Raw genomic sequence first — 16,801 nt, 5'->3', positions numbered from 1 at the left:
CCGCAGGAGTGTGCGCCGTGCCCCCGAACACGCAGCAGCCACCATCCACGCAGCCGTCGGCCCCCGCGCTGCGCCGCTCCCTCGGCGTCAAGGACGGCATGGCCATCGCCGCCTCCAGCACCGCCGCCACCACCAGCATCGGCATCGGGATGGGGTCGCTGGCCGCGTACGCGGGCCGTCAGACGCCGATCCTCCTGCTCCTCGCCTTCCTGCCGATCGTCGGCATCGCCCTCGCCTACGCCCGCCTCAACCGCACCGAGCCCAACTGCGGCTCCGGCTACACCTGGGTGGGACGGACCATCGGGCCCTGGTCCGGGTTCCTGACGGGGTGGGTCGTCCTCGTCGGCACCATGATCTTCATGGCGTACACCGGGGCGGTGACCGGCTCGGTCATCCTCCAGTTCCTCAACAAGCTGGGGATCGACTCCGCCTTCGGCATCGCGCTCGACCCGTCCGCCACCGGCATCAGCACGGTGGTGGGGCTGATCGCCCTGGTCGTGGTCACCATCACCGCCATCACGGGCGTACGGGGCGCCACGCGCCTCCAACTCGGCCTGCTGGTCTTCGAGTACGCGGTACTGATCGTCTTCTGCGGGTGGGCGATCCTGGTCGGCGACCAGCCCTTCTCCTTCTCCTGGCTGAACCCCTTCGAGATCTCCTCCGGGCAGGCGCTCGCGCAGGGCCTCGTGCTCGCCGTCTTCATCTTCTGGGGCTGGGACGCGGCGTTCAGCGTGAACGAGGAGAGCAAGGACCCGCGCGACGCGGCCCGGGGCGGCTTCATCGCCCTCTTCACCATGCTCGGGCTCTTCCTCTTCGCCTCGATCGCCTTCCAACGGGTCATGGACACCAACGAGTTGATGGAGAACGGTCCGGCCGCCCTCACCTTCCTCGGTTCCTCCCTCGCCTCCGAACCGTGGGCCTCGCTCCCCCTCGCCGCCCTGATGTGTTCGGCCTTCGCCTCGCTCCAGTCGAGCGTCATCCCGACCGCGCGCGGCAACCTCGCCATGAGCCGCGACCGTACGCTGGGCAAGATGTGGTCCCGGTTGCACCCGCGCTTCGGCACCCCGGCGATCGGCACGCTCGTCCTGATGGCGATCGCCGCCGGGATCTCCGTCCTCGCGGTCGGCATCCCCAAGCTCAACGACATGATCCTCACCGCCGTGAACTCCATCGGCCTGACGGTGTCCCTCTACTACGGCCTCACCGCCATCGCCTGCGCGGTCCGCTTCCGGGCCAACCTGCGGGCGGGTGCCCGCGAGGCCATCGCCTCGGTGATCGTCCCGGCGGTGAGCGGGCTGGCGCTCTTCGGGCTCGGCGGGTACCTGGCGTACACCTACGCCACGATGAGCGACCACTTCGAGGCCAGTCCCGACAACGGCTGGTTCATGCTGACCATTCCGGTGCTGGTCATCGCCTCCGGCCTGGTGGCGGCGGCCGTCGCCAAGTGGGTCCGCAAATCCCCGTACTTCACCCCGGAGGGCCGGGGCCGGGGCACCGACCCGGACGCGGTCGTCCTGCCCATGGACACAGCGGCCACCCCTCTCTGAACCTCTCCGACCACCCCCTTCTTCCGCAAGGAGCACCACCCATGCCGACGTTCGACCAGCCCGCCGACCTCGTCTTCACCGGCGGCCCCGTGCACACCGTCGACGCCGCCCGGTCCCGGGCGACCACCGTCGCGGTGCGCGGCGGGCGCATCGTCGCCGTCGGGCACGACGAGGTGCGCGACCTGATCGGACGCGGCACCCACGTCGTCGACCTCGCCGGGAAGCTGCTGCTCCCCGGCTTCCAGGACGCGCACGTCCACCCGGTCGGCGGCGGCGTCGAGATGGGCCAGTGCGACCTGACCGGCGGGCGGAACGCGGCGGAGTACCGCGAGATCATCCGTGCGTACGCCGACGCCCACCCCGAAGCGGAGTGGATCACCGGCGGCGGCTGGTCGATGGACGCCTTCCCCGGCGGCACCCCCGAGCGCGGTTTCCTCGACGAGGTCGTACGGGACCGCCCCGTCTACCTGGTCAACTGCGACCACCACGGCGGGCTCGCCAACTCCCTTGCCCTGGAGCTGTGTTCTGTCACCCGGGACACCCCGGACCCGGCCGACGGCCGACTGGAGCGGGACCCGGACGGCGTACCCACCGGGATGCTCCAGGAGGGTGCGATGGCCCTGGTCTCGGCCCACGTCCCCGCCCCCGGCCAGGACGAGATCCTCGCCGGGCTCCTGCGCGCCCAGCGTCTCCTGCACTCGCACGGCATCACCGCCTGGCAGGACGCCATGGTCGGCACGCACGCGGGCATGACCGACCCGTCCCCGGCCTACGCGAAGGCCGCCCGGGAGGGCCTGCTGACCGCCAGGGTGAACGGCGCCCTGTGGTGGGACCGCGCCAGGGGCGAGGAACAGATCCCCGAACTCATCGCGGCGCGCGCCGAGTTGGAGATCGGCGACCGGCTCCGCGCGTCCACCGTAAAAATCATGCAGGACGGCGTCGCCGAGAACCACACGGCCGCGATGCTCGACCCCTACCTCACCTCCTGCGGCTGCCCCTCCGACAACTCGGGCATCTCCTTCATCGACCCCACGTCCCTCTGCTCGTACGTCACTTCACTCGACGCGGCGGGCTTCCAGGTGCACTTCCACGCGCTGGGCGACCGAGCCGTACGGGAGGCGCTGGACGCGGTCGAGGCGGCCCGTACCGCGAACGGCTGGGCCGACACGCGCCCGCACCTGGCCCACCTCCAGGTGGTCCACCCGTCCGACGTCCCCCGCTTCCGCGCCCTCGGCGCTTCGGCCAACATCCAGGCCCTGTGGGCGGCCCACGAACCCCAGATGGACGAGCTGACCATCCCCTTCCTCGGCCCCGAGCGTGCCGCCCACCAGTACCCCTTCGGCGACCTGCTCCGCTCCGGCGCGACCCTCTGCGCGGGCAGCGACTGGCCGGTCAGCAGCCCGGACCCGCTGGCCGCCCTCCAGGTCGCGGTGACCCGCCGCGAGCCCGGGGCCTCGGCGGACGTCCCCGCCTTCTTCCCGGAACAGCGCATCGACCTGGGCGCGGCGGTGGCCGCCTACACCGCAGGCACCGCCTACGTGAACCACCTCGACGAAACGGGCTCCATCCGCCCGGGAATGCTCGCCGACCTCGCCGTCCTGGACCGCGACATCTTCGCGGGGGCGGCGGAGGAGATCGCGGAGGCGCGGGTGGTGGGGACGTACGTGGGCGGCGAGGCGGTCTACGGGGCGTAGGCCGGGGACCGGCCGGAAGGCGCCGGGGCCGGGAGTGCGCCGGTGCGCTGAGGGGCCGCCCCTTGGGGCGGCCCCTCCACCCACGGGGGCTACGCCACCGCCACCAGGTCCTTGTTGCGGCGGCCCGCCCTCGCACTCGGCACCAGCCGGAAGTGCTCGTGCCCCCGGCGCAGATCCACCTTCGGCCGCAGCCCGCCGACGCGAAGGAGCAGCGCGCCGACCCCCAGCGCCGCCACCGCCGAGATGACCCCGCCCGCCGCGAAGCCGATCCGGGCCCCGTACGTGTCGGTGATCCAGCCCAGCAGCGGCGCCCCCAGCGGCGTACCGCCGGTGAACACCATCATGAACAGGGCCATCACCCGCCCCCGCATCGCGGGATCGGTCGCCATCTGCACGCTCGAATTCGCGGTGACGTTCACCGTGAGTCCGAACATCCCGATCGGCACCATCATCGCCGCGAACATCCAGAACGACGGCGCGAACGCGGTCACCGCCTCCAGCACGCCGAACAGCAGCGCGGCCCCCACCAGCAGCCGCAGCCGCGACGTCCCGCGCCGGGCCGCCAGCAGCGCACCCGCCAGCGAGCCCGCCGCCATCAGCGTGTTCAGGAGCCCGTACGTTCCGGCGCCCTCGTGGAAGACGTCGTCCGTGAAAGCACTCAGCCAGATCGGGAAGTTGAACCCGAACGTCCCGATGAAGCCCACCAGCACGATCGGCCAGATCAGCTCCGGGCGGCCCGCGACGTACCGCAGCCCCTCCCTCAACTGGCCCTTCCCGCGCGGCGTCCGCTCCACCTTGTGGAGTTCCGACATCCGCATCATCAGCAGTCCGGCGATCGGCGCCAGGAAGGAAAGCCCGTTCAGCAGAAAGGCGTACCCACTTCCCACCGCCGTGATGAGCACGCCCGCCACGGCGGGCCCCACCAGCCGCGCCGACTGGAAGTTCGCGGAGTTCAGGCTGACGGCGTTGCGCAGGTCCTTCGGCCCGACCATCTCGGCCACGAACGTCTGGCGCGCCGGATTGTCGACCACGGTGACGAGCCCGCCCACGAAGGCGGTCGCGTACACGTGCCAGACCTCCACGTTGCCGCTCAGCGTCAGGGCGGCCAGCGCCAGGCCCGTGAGCCCCATCGCCGACTGGGTCACCAGCAGCAGGGGCCGCTTGGGCAGCCGGTCGGCCAGCACGCCTCCGTACAGCCCGAAGAGCAGCATCGGCAGGAACTGCAACGCGATGGTGAAGCCCACCGAGGAGGCGGACCCGGTGAGCGAGAGCACCAGCCAGTCCTGGGCGATGCGCTGCATCCAGGTGCCGGTGTTGGAAACGACTTGCCCGCTTGCGAAGAGCCGGTAGTTCCGGTTCCTGAGCGAGCTGAACATGGATTGCTTGGGGGTGGTCGGTGCGGGGGCGGAGTCTGCTCCGGATCCCGTACTCAAAGTGGGTTCGCCTCCTCGACGGCGCGCGGGGTTGTTGTCGGCAGGGCCCACCCTGAACGGTTCCTACAAGTGGGCGAGTTTCTCCAGGACCGGGGCGGCAGCGCGCAGCTTCGCCCAGTCGTCCTCGTCCAGACCGTCGGCGAGGTGTGCCAGCCAGACGTTCCGCTTGCGGCGGCTCTCTTCGAGCATCGCCTCGGCGGTCTCGGTCTGGCTGACCACCTTCTGGCGGCGGTCCTCGGGGTGCGGCTCCAGCCGGACCAGTCCCTTGGCTTCGAGCAGTGCCACGATGCGCGTCATGGACGGCGGCTGTACGTGCTCCTTGCGAGCCAGCTCGCCCGGGGTGGCGCTGCCACAGCGGGCCAGGGTGCCGAGCACCGACATCTCGGTGGGGCTCAGCGACTCGTCTACTCGTTGGTGCTTCAGACGCCTGCCCAGCAGCATGACTGCGGAGCGGAGGGCGTTCACGGCGGCGGCGTTGTCGCCGTGGGACAGGTCAGGCATGTTTGTTAGCGTAACTCATTACCCACGCTAAAGACCACCTGAATCACAGGCGTACGGGCAGCGGTGGCGGATGTCACCGCACATGTCACCCGTACGAGTGAGCCGCGACCGGAAAGTGACACACCCGGCCGACCCCCGGCCCGACTCTGGGCAGATGGATTCGTCAGTGCTCAGCCTGCGGATAGACGGCGACCTCCTCGACCGCCTCCGGGACCGTGCCGCAAAACGCGGAATGAGCGTCCAGGACTATGTGACCCGGACGCTCATTCGCGACGACTTCGACGAGCGCTTCAAGACGGCGGTCGACGAGACGGAGAAGTTCTACGGGCTGACGTGACAGCCCGTTCCGGCGGACCTACGTGAGACCCCGTACCGGCGGACCTACGTGAGACCCAGCGCCGGCATCAGGTAGTAGAAGGCGAACACCGCCGACACGGCGTACATCGCCACCGGCACCTCGCGCCCTCGGCCCGCCGCGAGCCGCAGCACGCAGAAGCTCACGAAGCCGATGCCGATGCCGTTCGTGATCGAGTACGTGAACGGCATCATCAGCATCGTCAGGAACGCCGGGATCGCGATCGTGTAGTCGCTCCAGTCGATCGCCCTGACCGAGCCCGCCAGGATCATGAAGCCGACCGCGAGCAGCGCGGGCGTCGCCGCCTGCGACGGGACCATCGTGACGATCGGCGTCAGGAACAGGCCGACCGCGAAGAGCCCGCCCGTCACCATGTTGGCGAGACCCGTGCGCGCGCCCTCACCGACACCCGCCGTGGACTCCACGAAGCAGGTGGTGGCGGAGGACGAGGTGCCGCCGCCCGCGGCGACCGCGAGCCCGTCCACCAGAAGGACCTTGTTGACGCCCGGCAGGTTGCCCTTCTCGTCCGTCAGCCTGGCCTCGTCGCCGACCGCGAGGATCGTGCCCATCGCGTCGAAGAAGCAGGACAGCAGCACCGAGAAGACGAACAGGACGCCGGTCAGGATCCCGACCTTCTCGAACCCGCCGAACAGGCTCACCTTGCCGACGAGCCCGAAGTCGGGCAGAGCGACCGGGTTGCCGGGCCACTGGGGCGTCGTCAGGCCCCAGCTCTTCGCGTCCAGGCCCGCGACCTGGTGAATGACCATCGCGACCGCCGTCATGACGACCATCGAGATCAGGATCGCGCCCGGCACCTTGCGGGTCATCAGGGCGAGCGTCAGCAGCACGCCCAGGACGAAGACGAGCACCGGCCAGCCGGTGAGGTGGCCGCCCGTGCCGAGCTGGAGCGGGACGGTGGTGTGCGCGGCGTCCGGCATGCGCGTGACGAAGCCGGAGTCGACGAGGCCGATCAGCATGATGAACAGGCCGATACCGATGGCGATGCCCTTGCGCAGGCCCAGCGGCACCGCGTTCATCACGCGCTCCCGGAGCCCCGTGGCCACCATCAGCATCACGATGACACCGGCGAGGACGACCATGCCCATCGCGTCGGGCCAGCTCATCTGCGGCGCGAGCTGGAGGGCGACGACGGTGTTGACGCCGAGGCCCGCGGCGAGCGCGATCGGTACGTTGCCGATGACCCCCATCAGCAGAGTCGACAGGGCGGCGGTGAGCACGGTCGCCGTGACCAGCTGACCGTTGTCGAGCTGGTTCCCGTACATGTCCTTGGCGCTGCCGAGGATGATCGGGTTGAGCACGATGATGTACGCCATCGCGAAGAAGGTGGCGAGACCGCCGCGCAGTTCGCGGCCGACGGTCGAACCCCGCTCGGTGATCTTGAAGAACCGGTCGAGTCCGTTGACCGGCCCCGTCGGCTGCGTCGCGGACGACTCGGGGGCGGGCGGTTGCTCGGCGGCATCCACCGGGGAGCTGGCGGGGGGCATGCGTGACCTCACGGGAGAAGGACAGGAGCGGGGCGAAATTCGGCCTGACTTGGAGGTTTAAACGAACGGAACAAGTCAAACCAAGGCAGTTTCAGTATGAATGCATAACAGGAAGATCGGTATCTCCGCGCGTAGACCCTTGTCCCGACTGGCCCGACGGCCTTGCCGCGACCCCCTCACGAGTGCCGCCTACACTGACTCGCATGGCGAAGTGGACAGCGAAGCACGAGGCACCCGAGCCCCTGGAGGGGCCCGTCGTCGGCACGATCGTCGGCGGCACGATCATCTGGTTCGTGCTCTTCCTCGCCCAGGCCGCCTTCTACGGCTGGTTCGCCGACCGCGACCTGATCTGGTGGTACTGGACTCCGCTCGCCGGTGCGGGCCTCGGCCTCATCGGCATCTGGTACGTCCGTGGGCGCGACGCCGCGCTGAAGAGGTTCGCTGCGGAGAAGGCGGCCCAGGAGGCTGCCGAAGCCTCCCCCTCCGCCCCGTAACCGACCAAAGTCGACCGGCGTGTACGTCTTCGGGTCCGGCCGCATCGTCCGAGGGTCGGATCTTGCCCTCCGGTGGCCCTGAAATTCGGCTACTCGACGGGTGAACCCGAACATCCGGCCGTACCGTCGGTGCCATGACGCACATTGACGCGGGCTCGGAGCTGGACCCCGTACACCCGGTGAAACCACCCGCCTCAGAAGGGCCCGTCGCCGTGCGCGCGAGGGGGCTGACCGCCGCCGAGGTGGCGGAGCGGATCGCGCGGGGCGAGGTCAACGACGTACCGGTACGGAGTTCGCGCTCCACGGCGGAGATCGTCCGGGGCAACGTCTTCACCCGCTTCAACGCGATCATCGGCGTGCTGTGGATCATCATGCTGTTCGTCGCGCCGATCCAGGACAGCCTCTTCGGCTTCGTGATCATCGCGAACACCGGCATCGGCATCATCCAGGAACTGCGCGCCAAGAAGACCCTCGACGGGCTCGCGGTCATCGGCGAGGCCAAGCCCACGGTCCGTCGTGACGGCGTGGCCGCCGAGATCTCGACCTCCGAGATCGTCCTCGGCGACGTCATCGAACTCGGCCCCGGCGACAAGGTGGTCGTCGACGGCGAGGTGGCCGAGGCCGACAGCCTCGAAGTCGACGAGTCGCTGCTGACCGGTGAGGCCGACCCGGTCCTGAAGAAGCCGGGCGACGTGATGATGTCCGGCTCGTTCGTGGTCGCGGGCGGCGGCGCGTTCACCGCGACGAAGGTCGGCCGGGAGGCGTACGCGGCACAGCTCGCCGAGGAGGCGTCCCGCTTCACCCTCGTCCACTCCGAGCTGCGCTCCGGCATCTCCACGATCCTCAAGTACGTGACGTGGATGATGATCCCGACGGCGATCGGCCTGATCATCAGTCAGATGGTCGTCAAGGACAACGACTTCAAGAACTCCGTCGCCCGCACCGTCGGCGGCATCGTCCCGATGATCCCCGAGGGCCTCGTCCTCCTCACCTCGGTCGCCTTCGCGATCGGCGTGATCCGCCTGGGCCGCAAGCAGTGCCTCGTCCAGGAACTCCCCGCGATCGAGGGCCTGGCCCGCGTCGACATCGTCTGCCTCGACAAGACGGGCACGCTCACCGAGGGCGGCATGGACGTCACGGAGCTGCGCCCGCTGGGCGGGGCCGACGAGGCGTACGTACGGCAGGTGCTCGGCGCACTCGGCGAGTCCGACCCGCGCCCGAACGCCAGCCTCCAGGCCATCAAGGACAAGTACCCGGACGAGGCCGAGTGGCGGGTCCAGGAGTCCCTGCCCTTCTCCTCCGCACGCAAGTACAGCGGTGCCTCCTTCAGCGACGGTACGGGCGAGAACTCGACGTGGCTGCTGGGAGCGCCGGACGTCCTGCTGCCCTCCGGGGACCCGGCCCTCGCCGAGATCGACGAGCTGAACGCCCAGGGCCTGCGCGTCCTGCTCCTCGCCCGCGCGGCGGGCGAACTGGACGACCCGCAGGTGGGCGCCGGTGCCACGGCGACCGCCCTGGTGGTCCTGGAACAGCGTCTGCGCCCCGACGCGGGCGACACCCTCGCCTACTTCGCCGACCAGAACGTCCAGGCCAAGGTCATCTCCGGCGACAACGCCGTGTCCGTCGGCGCGGTGGCCGCGAAGCTCGGCCTGCCCGGCGCGGAGAACACCGTCGACGCGCGCACCCTCCCCACCGACCAGGCCGAGATGGCGAAGGTCCTGGAGTCCAACGCGGTGTTCGGCCGCGTCACCCCGCAGCAGAAGCGGGACATGGTCGCCGCCCTCCAGTCGAAGGGCCACACGGTCGCCATGACCGGCGACGGCGTCAACGACGTCCTCGCCCTCAAGGACGCCGACATCGGCGTCTCGATGGGCTCCGGCTCGGAGGCCACCCGCGCCGTCGCGCAGATCGTCCTCCTCAACAACAGCTTCGCCACCCTCCCCTCGGTGGTCGCCGAGGGCCGCCGCGTCATCGGCAACATCACCCGCGTCGCGACGCTCTTCCTCACGAAGACCGTCTACTCGGTGCTCCTGGCGATCCTGGTGGTCTGCTCGCAGGTCGACTACCCCTTCCTCCCCCGCCACCTGACGCTGCTCTCCACCCTCACCATCGGCGTCCCCGCCTTCTTCCTCGCGCTCGCCCCCAACAAGGAGCGCGCGAAGCCGCACTTCGTGAAGAGGGTGATGCGGTACGCGATCCCCAGCGGCACCATCGCGGCCGTCTCCACCTTCACGACGTACCTGATCGCCCGCCACTACTACACGGGCCCGGACGCCCTGGCGGCCGAGACGAGCGCGGCGACCCTGACCCTCTTCCTGGTCTCCATGTGGGTGCTGGCGATCATCGCCCGCCCGTACACGTGGTGGCGGATCGGGCTGGTCGTGACGATGGGCCTCGGCTTCCTGATCGTGCTGGTCGTGCCGTGGCTCCAGAACTTCTTCGCGCTGAAGCTGATCGGGACGACCATGCCGTGGACGGCGGTCGGCATCGCGGTGGCCGCCGCCGCGCTGCTGGAGCTGTCGTGGCGCTGGGTCGGCAAGAAGTGGCCCGCGTGACGCACTGAGCGGCTTACGGAAGTACGCAGCGCGGGGCCCGACCGGATCCACCGGTCGGGCCCCGCCCTCCTTGAGTGGCGAACTAGTCGAACCAGCGGTTGCGGGCCAGTTCCGCCGTCCGCGTCGGGTCCTCCAGGAGGGCCGCCACCTCGAAGCGCCTCGGCCACTGGCCCGCCGCCCAGGCGAGCCCCGCCGCCACGCCCTCCAGCGTGGCCGCGTGCAGCGAACCGTCGGGCGTCTGCCGCCAGTCCAGCTCCACGCCGCCCGCGAGGAGCTCCTCGTGCTCGTAGTACGACGTCGGGGCCGCCGGGCCCAGGAGCTCGCGCACCTCCCCGGGCACCTCGTGCGCCGTCCCCTCGGACGTCACCTGCGCCGGTACGGTCTCGCTCAGCCGCCGCACCTGGAGCAGTTCGGCGAGCGCGCCCGCGCGGGACGGGGCGACCGGCAGCAGCGGCAGCCCCACCGTCAGCGGAAGCAGGTCCGGGGCGTCGACGACGAGCGCGTCGGCCGCGTCCACGACCTCCACCCGCCCGTCCGTGACGACGCACAACTCCTCGGGTACGGTGACCTGTTCCGGGTCGAGGTCCGCCAAGGCGGTGTAGAGCGCGTGGAGTTGAGAGGTCGTCACCTCGCTCCGCGGGTCGGTCATCCGGTCGAGCAGCTCCGCCGCACCGCCCGGCTCGGCGAGCAGCGAGGCGAGGGTCGTCCGTACGCCCAGCGCCCTCAGCACCTGCTCGTCCGCAAAGCCGGTCGCGTCCGCCTCGTCGTACAGGCCCTCAAGCAGCGCGTCCCCGCCCGCCGCGAGCAGGCCCGCCGGGCGGCGTCCGTCGAGCACCGGGTGGTCGCGCAGCCACCACGCCGTGTACGGGCGCACGGACTGCGTCGTGCCGTCGGGCAGCAGCACCCGCACCTGCTGGGTGAGGGCGTCGCGCAGCGGGGGCCGGGCCAGCAGCGCGAGGGCCTGCGGCCACTTGTCGTCGTCGACCAGGTCCAGGTCCCGTACCGCCACGATCTCCGTCGCGACGGGCGGCAGCGGCGTGTCCGGCAGCCGGTCCAGGACGTCCTCGCACCACACGTCGACCGCGTCGAGGAGCCCCGCGTCGTCGGGTTCGGCGAAGTCCCCGTCGCGCGGCTCGAACTCGTCCGGGTCGAGGACGACGTCCGTCGCCCGTACGAGCGCGAAGTTGGCAAGGACGCCGACCGCCGCCAGCACCTCACCCCCCCACCGCTCCGCCAGTTCGGCTTCGCAGAGGGCGAGTTCGTCCTCCCGCATGACCTGCGCGAAGTGGCTACCGGGCACCACCAGCTCCCCCGCGGGGGACAGCTCGCCGTCCTCGTCGGGGAGGGCCAGCGCGCCGAGCCAGGGTTCGTCGCCGGGGGCCAGGTCCGCATCCCGTACGAGACCGAGAACGGCGTCGGCCAGCTCCTCCGCGTCGAGCCCGTCCTCGTCCCACACGTCGGAGCCGTCGAGGGAGGCGGCGACCGCGGCCCGCACCTGAGGCGTCGTGAGCACCGCACGCGGCGTCGCGGGGAGCGCGCCCAGCTTCTCCAGGAGCGGATGGGCGGCGTCGGCGTGCGCCACCCGCAGCCCCAGCCGGGCGAGTTGCCGCGCCGCGTCGGCGGACGTGTCGGGGAGCGGCAGGAGGACCTGCCGGGGGCCGATCGCGGTGCGCCCGTTGGCGAGCGGCACCGGAAGCCCGGCGAGGCGGTCCGGGTCGACGCCCGCCAGGGACTCGTACAGCCGGTGCCACCAGCCGGGAGCCCGCTCCGCGCCCGCGATCCGCTCGATCGCGTCGCCGAGCGGGAGCCGCCCGACGCCGAGCGTGCGCAGCTCGGCACGCCGCTCAAGCCCGGCGGGCAGCAGGGTGGGAAGGACCTCGGCGAGGACCCGTACCGTCTCCTCCCCCGCCCCCTCCACGACCTCCGCCTCGAACGGGCGCAGCGCGGGCTGCTCCTCGGTCGGGTGGGCGGGCAGCAGGAAGGCGACGCGGGGCAGCCGCGCCACGATCGCGGCGCGCAGCGCCCCGTCCAGCTCGCCCTTGCCGAGGGGACCGGGGGTGAGGCTGATCGTCCCGACACCGACCGGATCCCAGTCCCGGAGCAGTTCCGCGTACGCGTCGGCCGCCCGCTCCACCAGGAAGTCGGTCAGCGGCCCCGGCGCGGGGTGACGGCGCGCGGTGTCCAGCGGGAAGGAGGCGATGAGCAGCGCGGGCACGCCCAGCGGCTCGTCGGTGGGCGTCGGCGCGTGCACGACGCGGGCGGTCCGGGGCGGCAGCGGAGCCCCGTCGTCGTCGACGGGAACGGCCCAGGTCAGGGACCAGTGGGGCCGCAGCCGCTCCTCGACGGGCCGGTCGGCGAGAAGATCGCGGGCAAGGGGTCCTGAGGCGGCGGAGGTGCGCCAGCGGGTGGGGCCGTGCGCACTGTCGTCGACGTGCGTGTACGGGCCGTCGACCGACCGGGTCAACGTCCGCACCCCGTCCGGGGTGTCGACGGCGACCTCGGTCAGCCCCGGCAGGGTGAGCAGCAGCGCGTCGTCGATCGCGGCGAGCAAGTGCTCGACGAGGGCGACGGCGGCCGGGTCGCGCAGCGGCAGGACGACGACCGTGTCGTACCCGTCCGGCGCGGAGCCCTCGGCGGGCAACGGCAGCCGCAGCAACGGGACATGCCCGTCCCGGCGGCGCAACTCATCAATCAGCCCGGGGCTCTTCAGCGCGGCGGCCTCCTCCGCCATGCCCCTGGCTTCGGCGAGGGACCACCGCACGCCGCCGTGCCGCCCGAGCACGGCGGGCTCGTCGCTGACCGCGAGTACGGCGGCGAAGCCGACGCCGAAGCGGCCTACGGCGGTCTCGGTGTCCTCGCGCTTGGCGGAGGCCCGCAGGGTGCTGAGGGACTCCGCGCCGACGGCGTCCAGCGGCGCCCCGGTGTTCGCGGCGGCGAGGAGGGCGGGGCTGTCGGCGGTGGCGGGGTGCAGCGTCAGCCGCAGCCGCCCCTCGACCCCGGCGCGCCCGGCCGCGTCCGCCGCGTTCTGGGCCAGCTCGACGACGAGGCGGTCGCGGTAGCCGCCGAGGGCGAGGTCCTCCTCGGCGTTGGCGTCCTCGCGGAAACGGGCCGGGGTGGCGGTCCAGGCGTCGAGCACCCCGCGCCGGAGCCGGGCGGTGCCGAACGGGTCGCCGGGGGCGGTGTCTTCGGCCCCGGTCGTGTCCGTCTCCTGAACGCTCACGGTGGTGCTCCTCTGTCGTGGTCTGCGGCGTGCAAGGTACCGCGCGGCTGACCCTTGCCCCTGCCCGGTGACGGCGGGGTCAGTCCTGCCGGGGGAGCTTTCCGGCTGCGACGCGGGATGCCCCGGAGGGGCATTCAGGGGCGCGGGGAACTGCGCGCCCAGCCACGACGTACCCGCACATCACCGGGACCAGCCGCGCGGCGAGCGCTTTCGGGAAGGGGCGGGGCGGGGAGAAAACGCCCCGCGCAGCGGCCTGAACCCCAGCCCCCACCCACCCGCACCTGCGCCCCGCATCCCCTGCCCCGCCGGACGGCTACGAGTGGCCCAGGTCCTCCGACTCCGGGTCCGGGGAGCCGGGCACCGACCCGCCCTCCGGGTCCGGCCGCAGCGGAAACGCGTCGACCGCCATCGAGTCCAGCACCGGCACCGGCTGCTTCGCGGGCTTCGGCACGACGGCCGCCTCGGAGTGCCCTCCGCAGCCGTACGAGAGCGAGACGACGTGCCCGTCCGCCGGACCGAATTCATTGGCGCAGATGCCGAAAGCCTGCCCCAGCGAGCCGGAGACCGGAATCAGGAAGGCACAGGAGACGCAGGTGGCCGGAGCGGCCAGGGCCATCGGGGTCTTCGCCCCGTACTCCTCGTCCCAGCGGTCCGCCGCCAGGTGGAGGCCGTAGCGGGACAGGACCCGGGCCCGGCGCATGCCGAGTTCCTCGGCGACCGAGGTGATCGAGCCCCGGACGGGCGGCACCGGAGCGGCGGCGAGCTCCGCGTCCTCCGCCTCGACGAGGGACTCCATCTCCTCCGACAGCAAGGAGTTCGGCGGCGGGGCGTCCTCGCCCGTCCAGCCCGGCTCCAGGCGGAGGTCTTCGGCCTCCGTCGGGAGCAGGTCGCCGGGACCCATGTCACCGGGACGCAGCCGCTCGCTCCACGGCACCCATTCGGGCGGCTGGAGGGAGTCGGGGCCGGGGAGCAGGACGGTCTCGTCGATCGTCACGAGCTTCGCGCGGGAGGCGCGTGCCACCGTGACGGCCCAGCGCCAGCCCCGGTAGCCGGGCTCCTTGGCCTCGAACAGATGGGTGACCACCCGGTCGCCCTCGGAGAAGAGAGTGACGTGCTCGCCCACCACCCCGGGGAAGGCGGCCTCCTCGGCGGCCTCGCGTGCGAGGTCGACCGCTTCGGCGCACAGGCGGTCAGGGGTACGGCTTCTCGTCGTCGCAGCACTCACAGGTTTCGCTTCTCTCCTACGCCGTATCACGGGTGCGCCTGCCGAGGAGGGATGTAGACGGATGCACGAGCTGCGGGCGGAGCGGACCAAAGGGCCGCGTCGACGTCCGCGCCCGTCCTGCCTACGTGTCTCGGGCACACCTTCCGGGATCCATTCTGCGGGATCGCTGAGAGGCGCGCGGCCGAGAACAACCGCCGGTGGCGCGCTACGCACGCTACCCCCTCCGCCGCCCCCATCCCACCTGCACGTCCGAATCCCGGTTCGGGTCGGGTGGGGTCGGCGCGTCGTTGGGGCACTATGGCGTGGTGGCCGGTACTCGTACATCGTCACGCTCGTCCGTCTCAACTGGGCCGCTGCGCAAGGCGGGCCGGGCGGTCGGACGCGCCCTCCACCTGCCGTTCACCGGTACGGCGAAGGGCATCCGGCGGGCCACGCACGCGCACGGAGCGGGTGAGTCCGGGCTCGGGAAACTGATCGAGTTGCACGCCGTCAACGGCGCGGGCGACGTATTGATCACAATTGCGCTCGCGTCGACAGTTTTCTTTTCCGTGCCGACGGATGAGGCGCGGGGCCGGGTGGCCCTGTACCTGGCGATCACCATGGCGCCCTTCACTCTTCTCGCCCCGGTCATCGGGCCGCTGCTCGACCGGCTGCCGCACGGGCGGCGGGCCGCCATGGCGGGCGCGATGCTGGCGCGGGCGGTGCTGGCGCTGGCGATGTCGGGTGCGGTGGCGACCGGCGGGATCGAGCTGTATCCGGCCGCGCTGGGCGTGCTGGTGGCGTCCAAGGCGTACGGAGTCGTCCGCAGCGCGGTCGTGCCGAGACTCCTTCCACCGCGCTTCTCCCTGGTCAAGGCGAACTCGCGGGTGACACTGGCCGGACTCCTGGCGACCGGGGCCGCCGCTCCGATCGGGGCGGCCTTGCAGCGGATCGGCCCGGCCTGGCCGCTGTACGGGGCGTTCCTCGTCTTCCTCGCGGGGACGTTCCTGGCCTTCTCCATGCCGGGGAAGGTCGACTCCGCGAAGGGCGAACGGCGGGCGCACCTGGCGTCGGAGCACGTGGGCGAGGCGCAGACCAAGACGGGGCTGCGGGACGTGGGGCCCTCCGTGGTGCACGCCCTTCAGGCGAACGCGGCGCTGCGCGCGCTGTCGGGGTTCCTGATCTTCTTCCTGGCCTTCCTGCTGCGGCAGCATCCGCTGGCCGGGCAGAGCGCCGCCGTCTCGCTCGGGATCGTCGGGGTCGCGGCGGGTCTGGGCAACGCGGTGGGGACCGGGGTGGGGGCGTGGCTGAAGTCCCGCGCGCCGGAGCTGATCATCGCGACCGTGCTGGGGGTCGCGCTCGGGGTGTCCGTAGTGACGGCGGTCTTCTTCAGCGGGTTCCTGGTGGCCGTGCTGGGGGCGACGGCGGGGCTGTGCCAGGCGCTCGGGAAGCTGTCGCTGGACGCGCTGATCCAGCGGGACGTGCCGGAGGGCGTGCGGAACTCGGCGTTCGCCCGCTCGGAGACGTTGTTGCAGGTGGCGTGGGTGATCGGAGGTGCGATCGGGATCGCGCTGCCGTTGGTGGCGTGGCTGGGCATGGGGGTCGGGGCGGCACTGGTGGCGCTGGGGGCGCTGGTGGCGGTACGGGGGCTGCTGCGGGCTGCACGGGCGAAGGGGCGGGCCGCGCTCGCGTAGTCCCGGGAGCGCCCCCGCGGATGCTCCCGGAAACGCGTCCACGGACACCGGACACCCCGGAAACCCCCCGACGCAGCCCAGCCCACTCGGAGCGATAGCCTTCGCGCATGACCGTTGCGCTGTTCTCGGGCCAGGCCCGCCGTACCACCGCCGCCCTGGCTGTCGCCTCCGCGGGGCTTCTCCTCCTGTCCGCCTGCGACAAGCCGACGCCGCGTGCGACCGTGACGGTCGGCTCGGACTCGGTGAACACCGAGGCCGCCTGCTACGGCGAGAAGGGCCTCAGCGAGAAGGAAGCCCCGGGCTGCCTGAACAAGAAGCCCACCCAGACCATCAAGGTCGCCGCGGAGGACAAGGTCCGCCTGGGTGTCGACCCCGAGATCGCCGAGAACGGCTGGACGATCTTCATCAACGGCCAGCCCGCCGAGCAGGAGCCGTTCAAGAAGACCTACCGCTCCATCCCCGGCAGCGCGTTCTTCAACAGCGGCCAGCAGGGTGCCCCGGCGGTCAAGGAGGCGACGGTCAGCGTCGTCGAGACCAACGCCACCACCAAGAAGCTCGTCGGTGTGTACAGCTTCAAGCTGGAGAAGTCCTCCTGACGG

The 16,801-nt window shown here is 71.6% G+C and carries 12 protein-coding genes; 7 read left to right on the top strand and 5 right to left on the bottom strand.

All coding sequences use genetic code 11. The annotated features are described in order from the left end of the window. The first annotated feature begins 98 nt into the window (after window positions 1-98). Both OG897_RS03245 and OG897_RS03240 read left to right on the top strand, forming a co-directional pair. A complete protein-coding gene (locus OG897_RS03245; protein WP_266656522.1) occupies window positions 99-1,547 on the top strand; it encodes an APC family permease in 1,449 nt (482 codons plus the stop codon). A gap of 41 nt (window positions 1,548-1,588) precedes the next feature. After that, on the top strand, window positions 1,589-3,241 hold the full coding sequence (locus OG897_RS03240) for an amidohydrolase (RefSeq protein WP_266652684.1): 1,653 nt from the start codon (window positions 1,589-1,591) through the stop codon (window positions 3,239-3,241). A gap of 89 nt (window positions 3,242-3,330) precedes the next feature. Here the strand turns inward: OG897_RS03240 and OG897_RS03235 are convergent, their stop codons facing one another. Beyond that, window positions 3,331-4,674 (bottom strand): MFS transporter, encoded by a 1,344-nt coding sequence (locus OG897_RS03235; protein WP_323187975.1) that lies wholly within the window; start codon window positions 4,672-4,674, stop codon window positions 3,331-3,333. 63 nt (window positions 4,675-4,737) lie between these two features. Next, window positions 4,738-5,175 (bottom strand): MarR family winged helix-turn-helix transcriptional regulator, encoded by a 438-nt coding sequence (locus OG897_RS03230; RefSeq protein WP_266652682.1) that lies wholly within the window; start codon window positions 5,173-5,175, stop codon window positions 4,738-4,740. Window positions 5,176-5,329: 154 nt separating this feature from the next. Between OG897_RS03230 and OG897_RS03225 the strand changes: the two genes are divergently transcribed. After that, window positions 5,330-5,512, top strand: coding sequence for a ribbon-helix-helix protein, CopG family (locus OG897_RS03225; protein WP_266652680.1), 183 nt, complete (start codon window positions 5,330-5,332; stop codon window positions 5,510-5,512). 44 nt (window positions 5,513-5,556) lie between these two features. Here the strand turns inward: OG897_RS03225 and OG897_RS03220 are convergent, their stop codons facing one another. Continuing rightward, the gene (locus OG897_RS03220) at window positions 5,557-7,035 is read right to left on the bottom strand and encodes an NCS2 family permease (protein WP_266652678.1); all 1,479 of its coding nucleotides are present in this window, start codon (window positions 7,033-7,035) and stop codon (window positions 5,557-5,559) included. 203 nt (window positions 7,036-7,238) lie between these two features. Here OG897_RS03220 and OG897_RS03215 point away from each other — a divergent pair, with 203 nt between their 5' ends. Both OG897_RS03215 and OG897_RS03210 read left to right on the top strand, forming a co-directional pair. After that, on the top strand, window positions 7,239-7,529 hold the full coding sequence (locus OG897_RS03215; RefSeq protein WP_266652676.1) for a DUF2530 domain-containing protein: 291 nt from the start codon (window positions 7,239-7,241) through the stop codon (window positions 7,527-7,529). Between the two features lie 134 nt (window positions 7,530-7,663). After that, window positions 7,664-10,084, top strand: a complete 2,421-nt coding sequence (locus OG897_RS03210; protein WP_266652674.1) for a cation-translocating P-type ATPase — start codon at window positions 7,664-7,666, stop codon at window positions 10,082-10,084. An 82-nt stretch (window positions 10,085-10,166) separates the two neighbouring features. On the opposite strand, the gene OG897_RS03205 is transcribed toward OG897_RS03210, so the two are convergent. Together OG897_RS03205 and OG897_RS03200 are read right to left on the bottom strand one after the other, a co-directional pair. Then, entirely contained in the window at window positions 10,167-13,304 is a 3,138-nt protein-coding gene (locus OG897_RS03205; RefSeq protein WP_266652672.1) for a sacsin N-terminal ATP-binding-like domain-containing protein, read from the bottom strand. Window positions 13,305-13,617: 313 nt separating this feature from the next. Then, a complete protein-coding gene (locus OG897_RS03200; RefSeq protein WP_266652670.1) occupies window positions 13,618-14,529 on the bottom strand; it encodes a DUF3027 domain-containing protein in 912 nt (303 codons plus the stop codon). 305 nt (window positions 14,530-14,834) lie between these two features. Between OG897_RS03200 and OG897_RS03195 the strand changes: the two genes are divergently transcribed. Both OG897_RS03195 and OG897_RS03190 read left to right on the top strand, forming a co-directional pair. Then, complete coding sequence (locus tag OG897_RS03195; RefSeq protein ID WP_266652668.1) at window positions 14,835-16,202, top strand: MFS transporter; 1,368 nt, start codon at window positions 14,835-14,837, stop codon at window positions 16,200-16,202. Between the two features lie 107 nt (window positions 16,203-16,309). Beyond that, the gene (locus OG897_RS03190; protein ID WP_266652667.1) at window positions 16,310-16,798 is read left to right on the top strand and encodes a DUF2771 domain-containing protein; all 489 of its coding nucleotides are present in this window, start codon (window positions 16,310-16,312) and stop codon (window positions 16,796-16,798) included. Window positions 16,799-16,801 lie beyond the last annotated feature (3 nt).

The sequence above is a fragment of the Streptomyces sp. NBC_00237 genome, assembly GCF_026342435.1.
Classification (GTDB): domain Bacteria; phylum Actinomycetota; class Actinomycetes; order Streptomycetales; family Streptomycetaceae; genus Streptomyces.
The sequence above is the reverse complement of the archived record's forward strand: the minus strand, read 5'-3'. Positions and strand labels throughout refer to the sequence as shown.

Coding starts and splice junctions, on each gene's coding strand:
- OG897_RS03240 (WP_266652684.1), top strand. CDS start 1,589: ATGCCGACGTTCGACCAGCCCGCCGACCTCGTCTTCACCGGCGGCCCC.
- OG897_RS03210 (WP_266652674.1), top strand. CDS start 7,664: ATGACGCACATTGACGCGGGCTCGGAGCTGGACCCCGTACACCCGGTG.
- OG897_RS03225 (WP_266652680.1), top strand. CDS start 5,330: ATGGATTCGTCAGTGCTCAGCCTGCGGATAGACGGCGACCTCCTCGAC.
- OG897_RS03215 (WP_266652676.1), top strand. CDS start 7,239: ATGGCGAAGTGGACAGCGAAGCACGAGGCACCCGAGCCCCTGGAGGGG.
- OG897_RS03190 (WP_266652667.1), top strand. CDS start 16,310: ATGACCGTTGCGCTGTTCTCGGGCCAGGCCCGCCGTACCACCGCCGCC.
- OG897_RS03245 (WP_266656522.1), top strand. CDS start 99: ATGGCCATCGCCGCCTCCAGCACCGCCGCCACCACCAGCATCGGCATC.
- OG897_RS03230 (WP_266652682.1), bottom strand. CDS start 5,175: ATGCCTGACCTGTCCCACGGCGACAACGCCGCCGCCGTGAACGCCCTC.
- OG897_RS03220 (WP_266652678.1), bottom strand. CDS start 7,035: ATGCCCCCCGCCAGCTCCCCGGTGGATGCCGCCGAGCAACCGCCCGCC.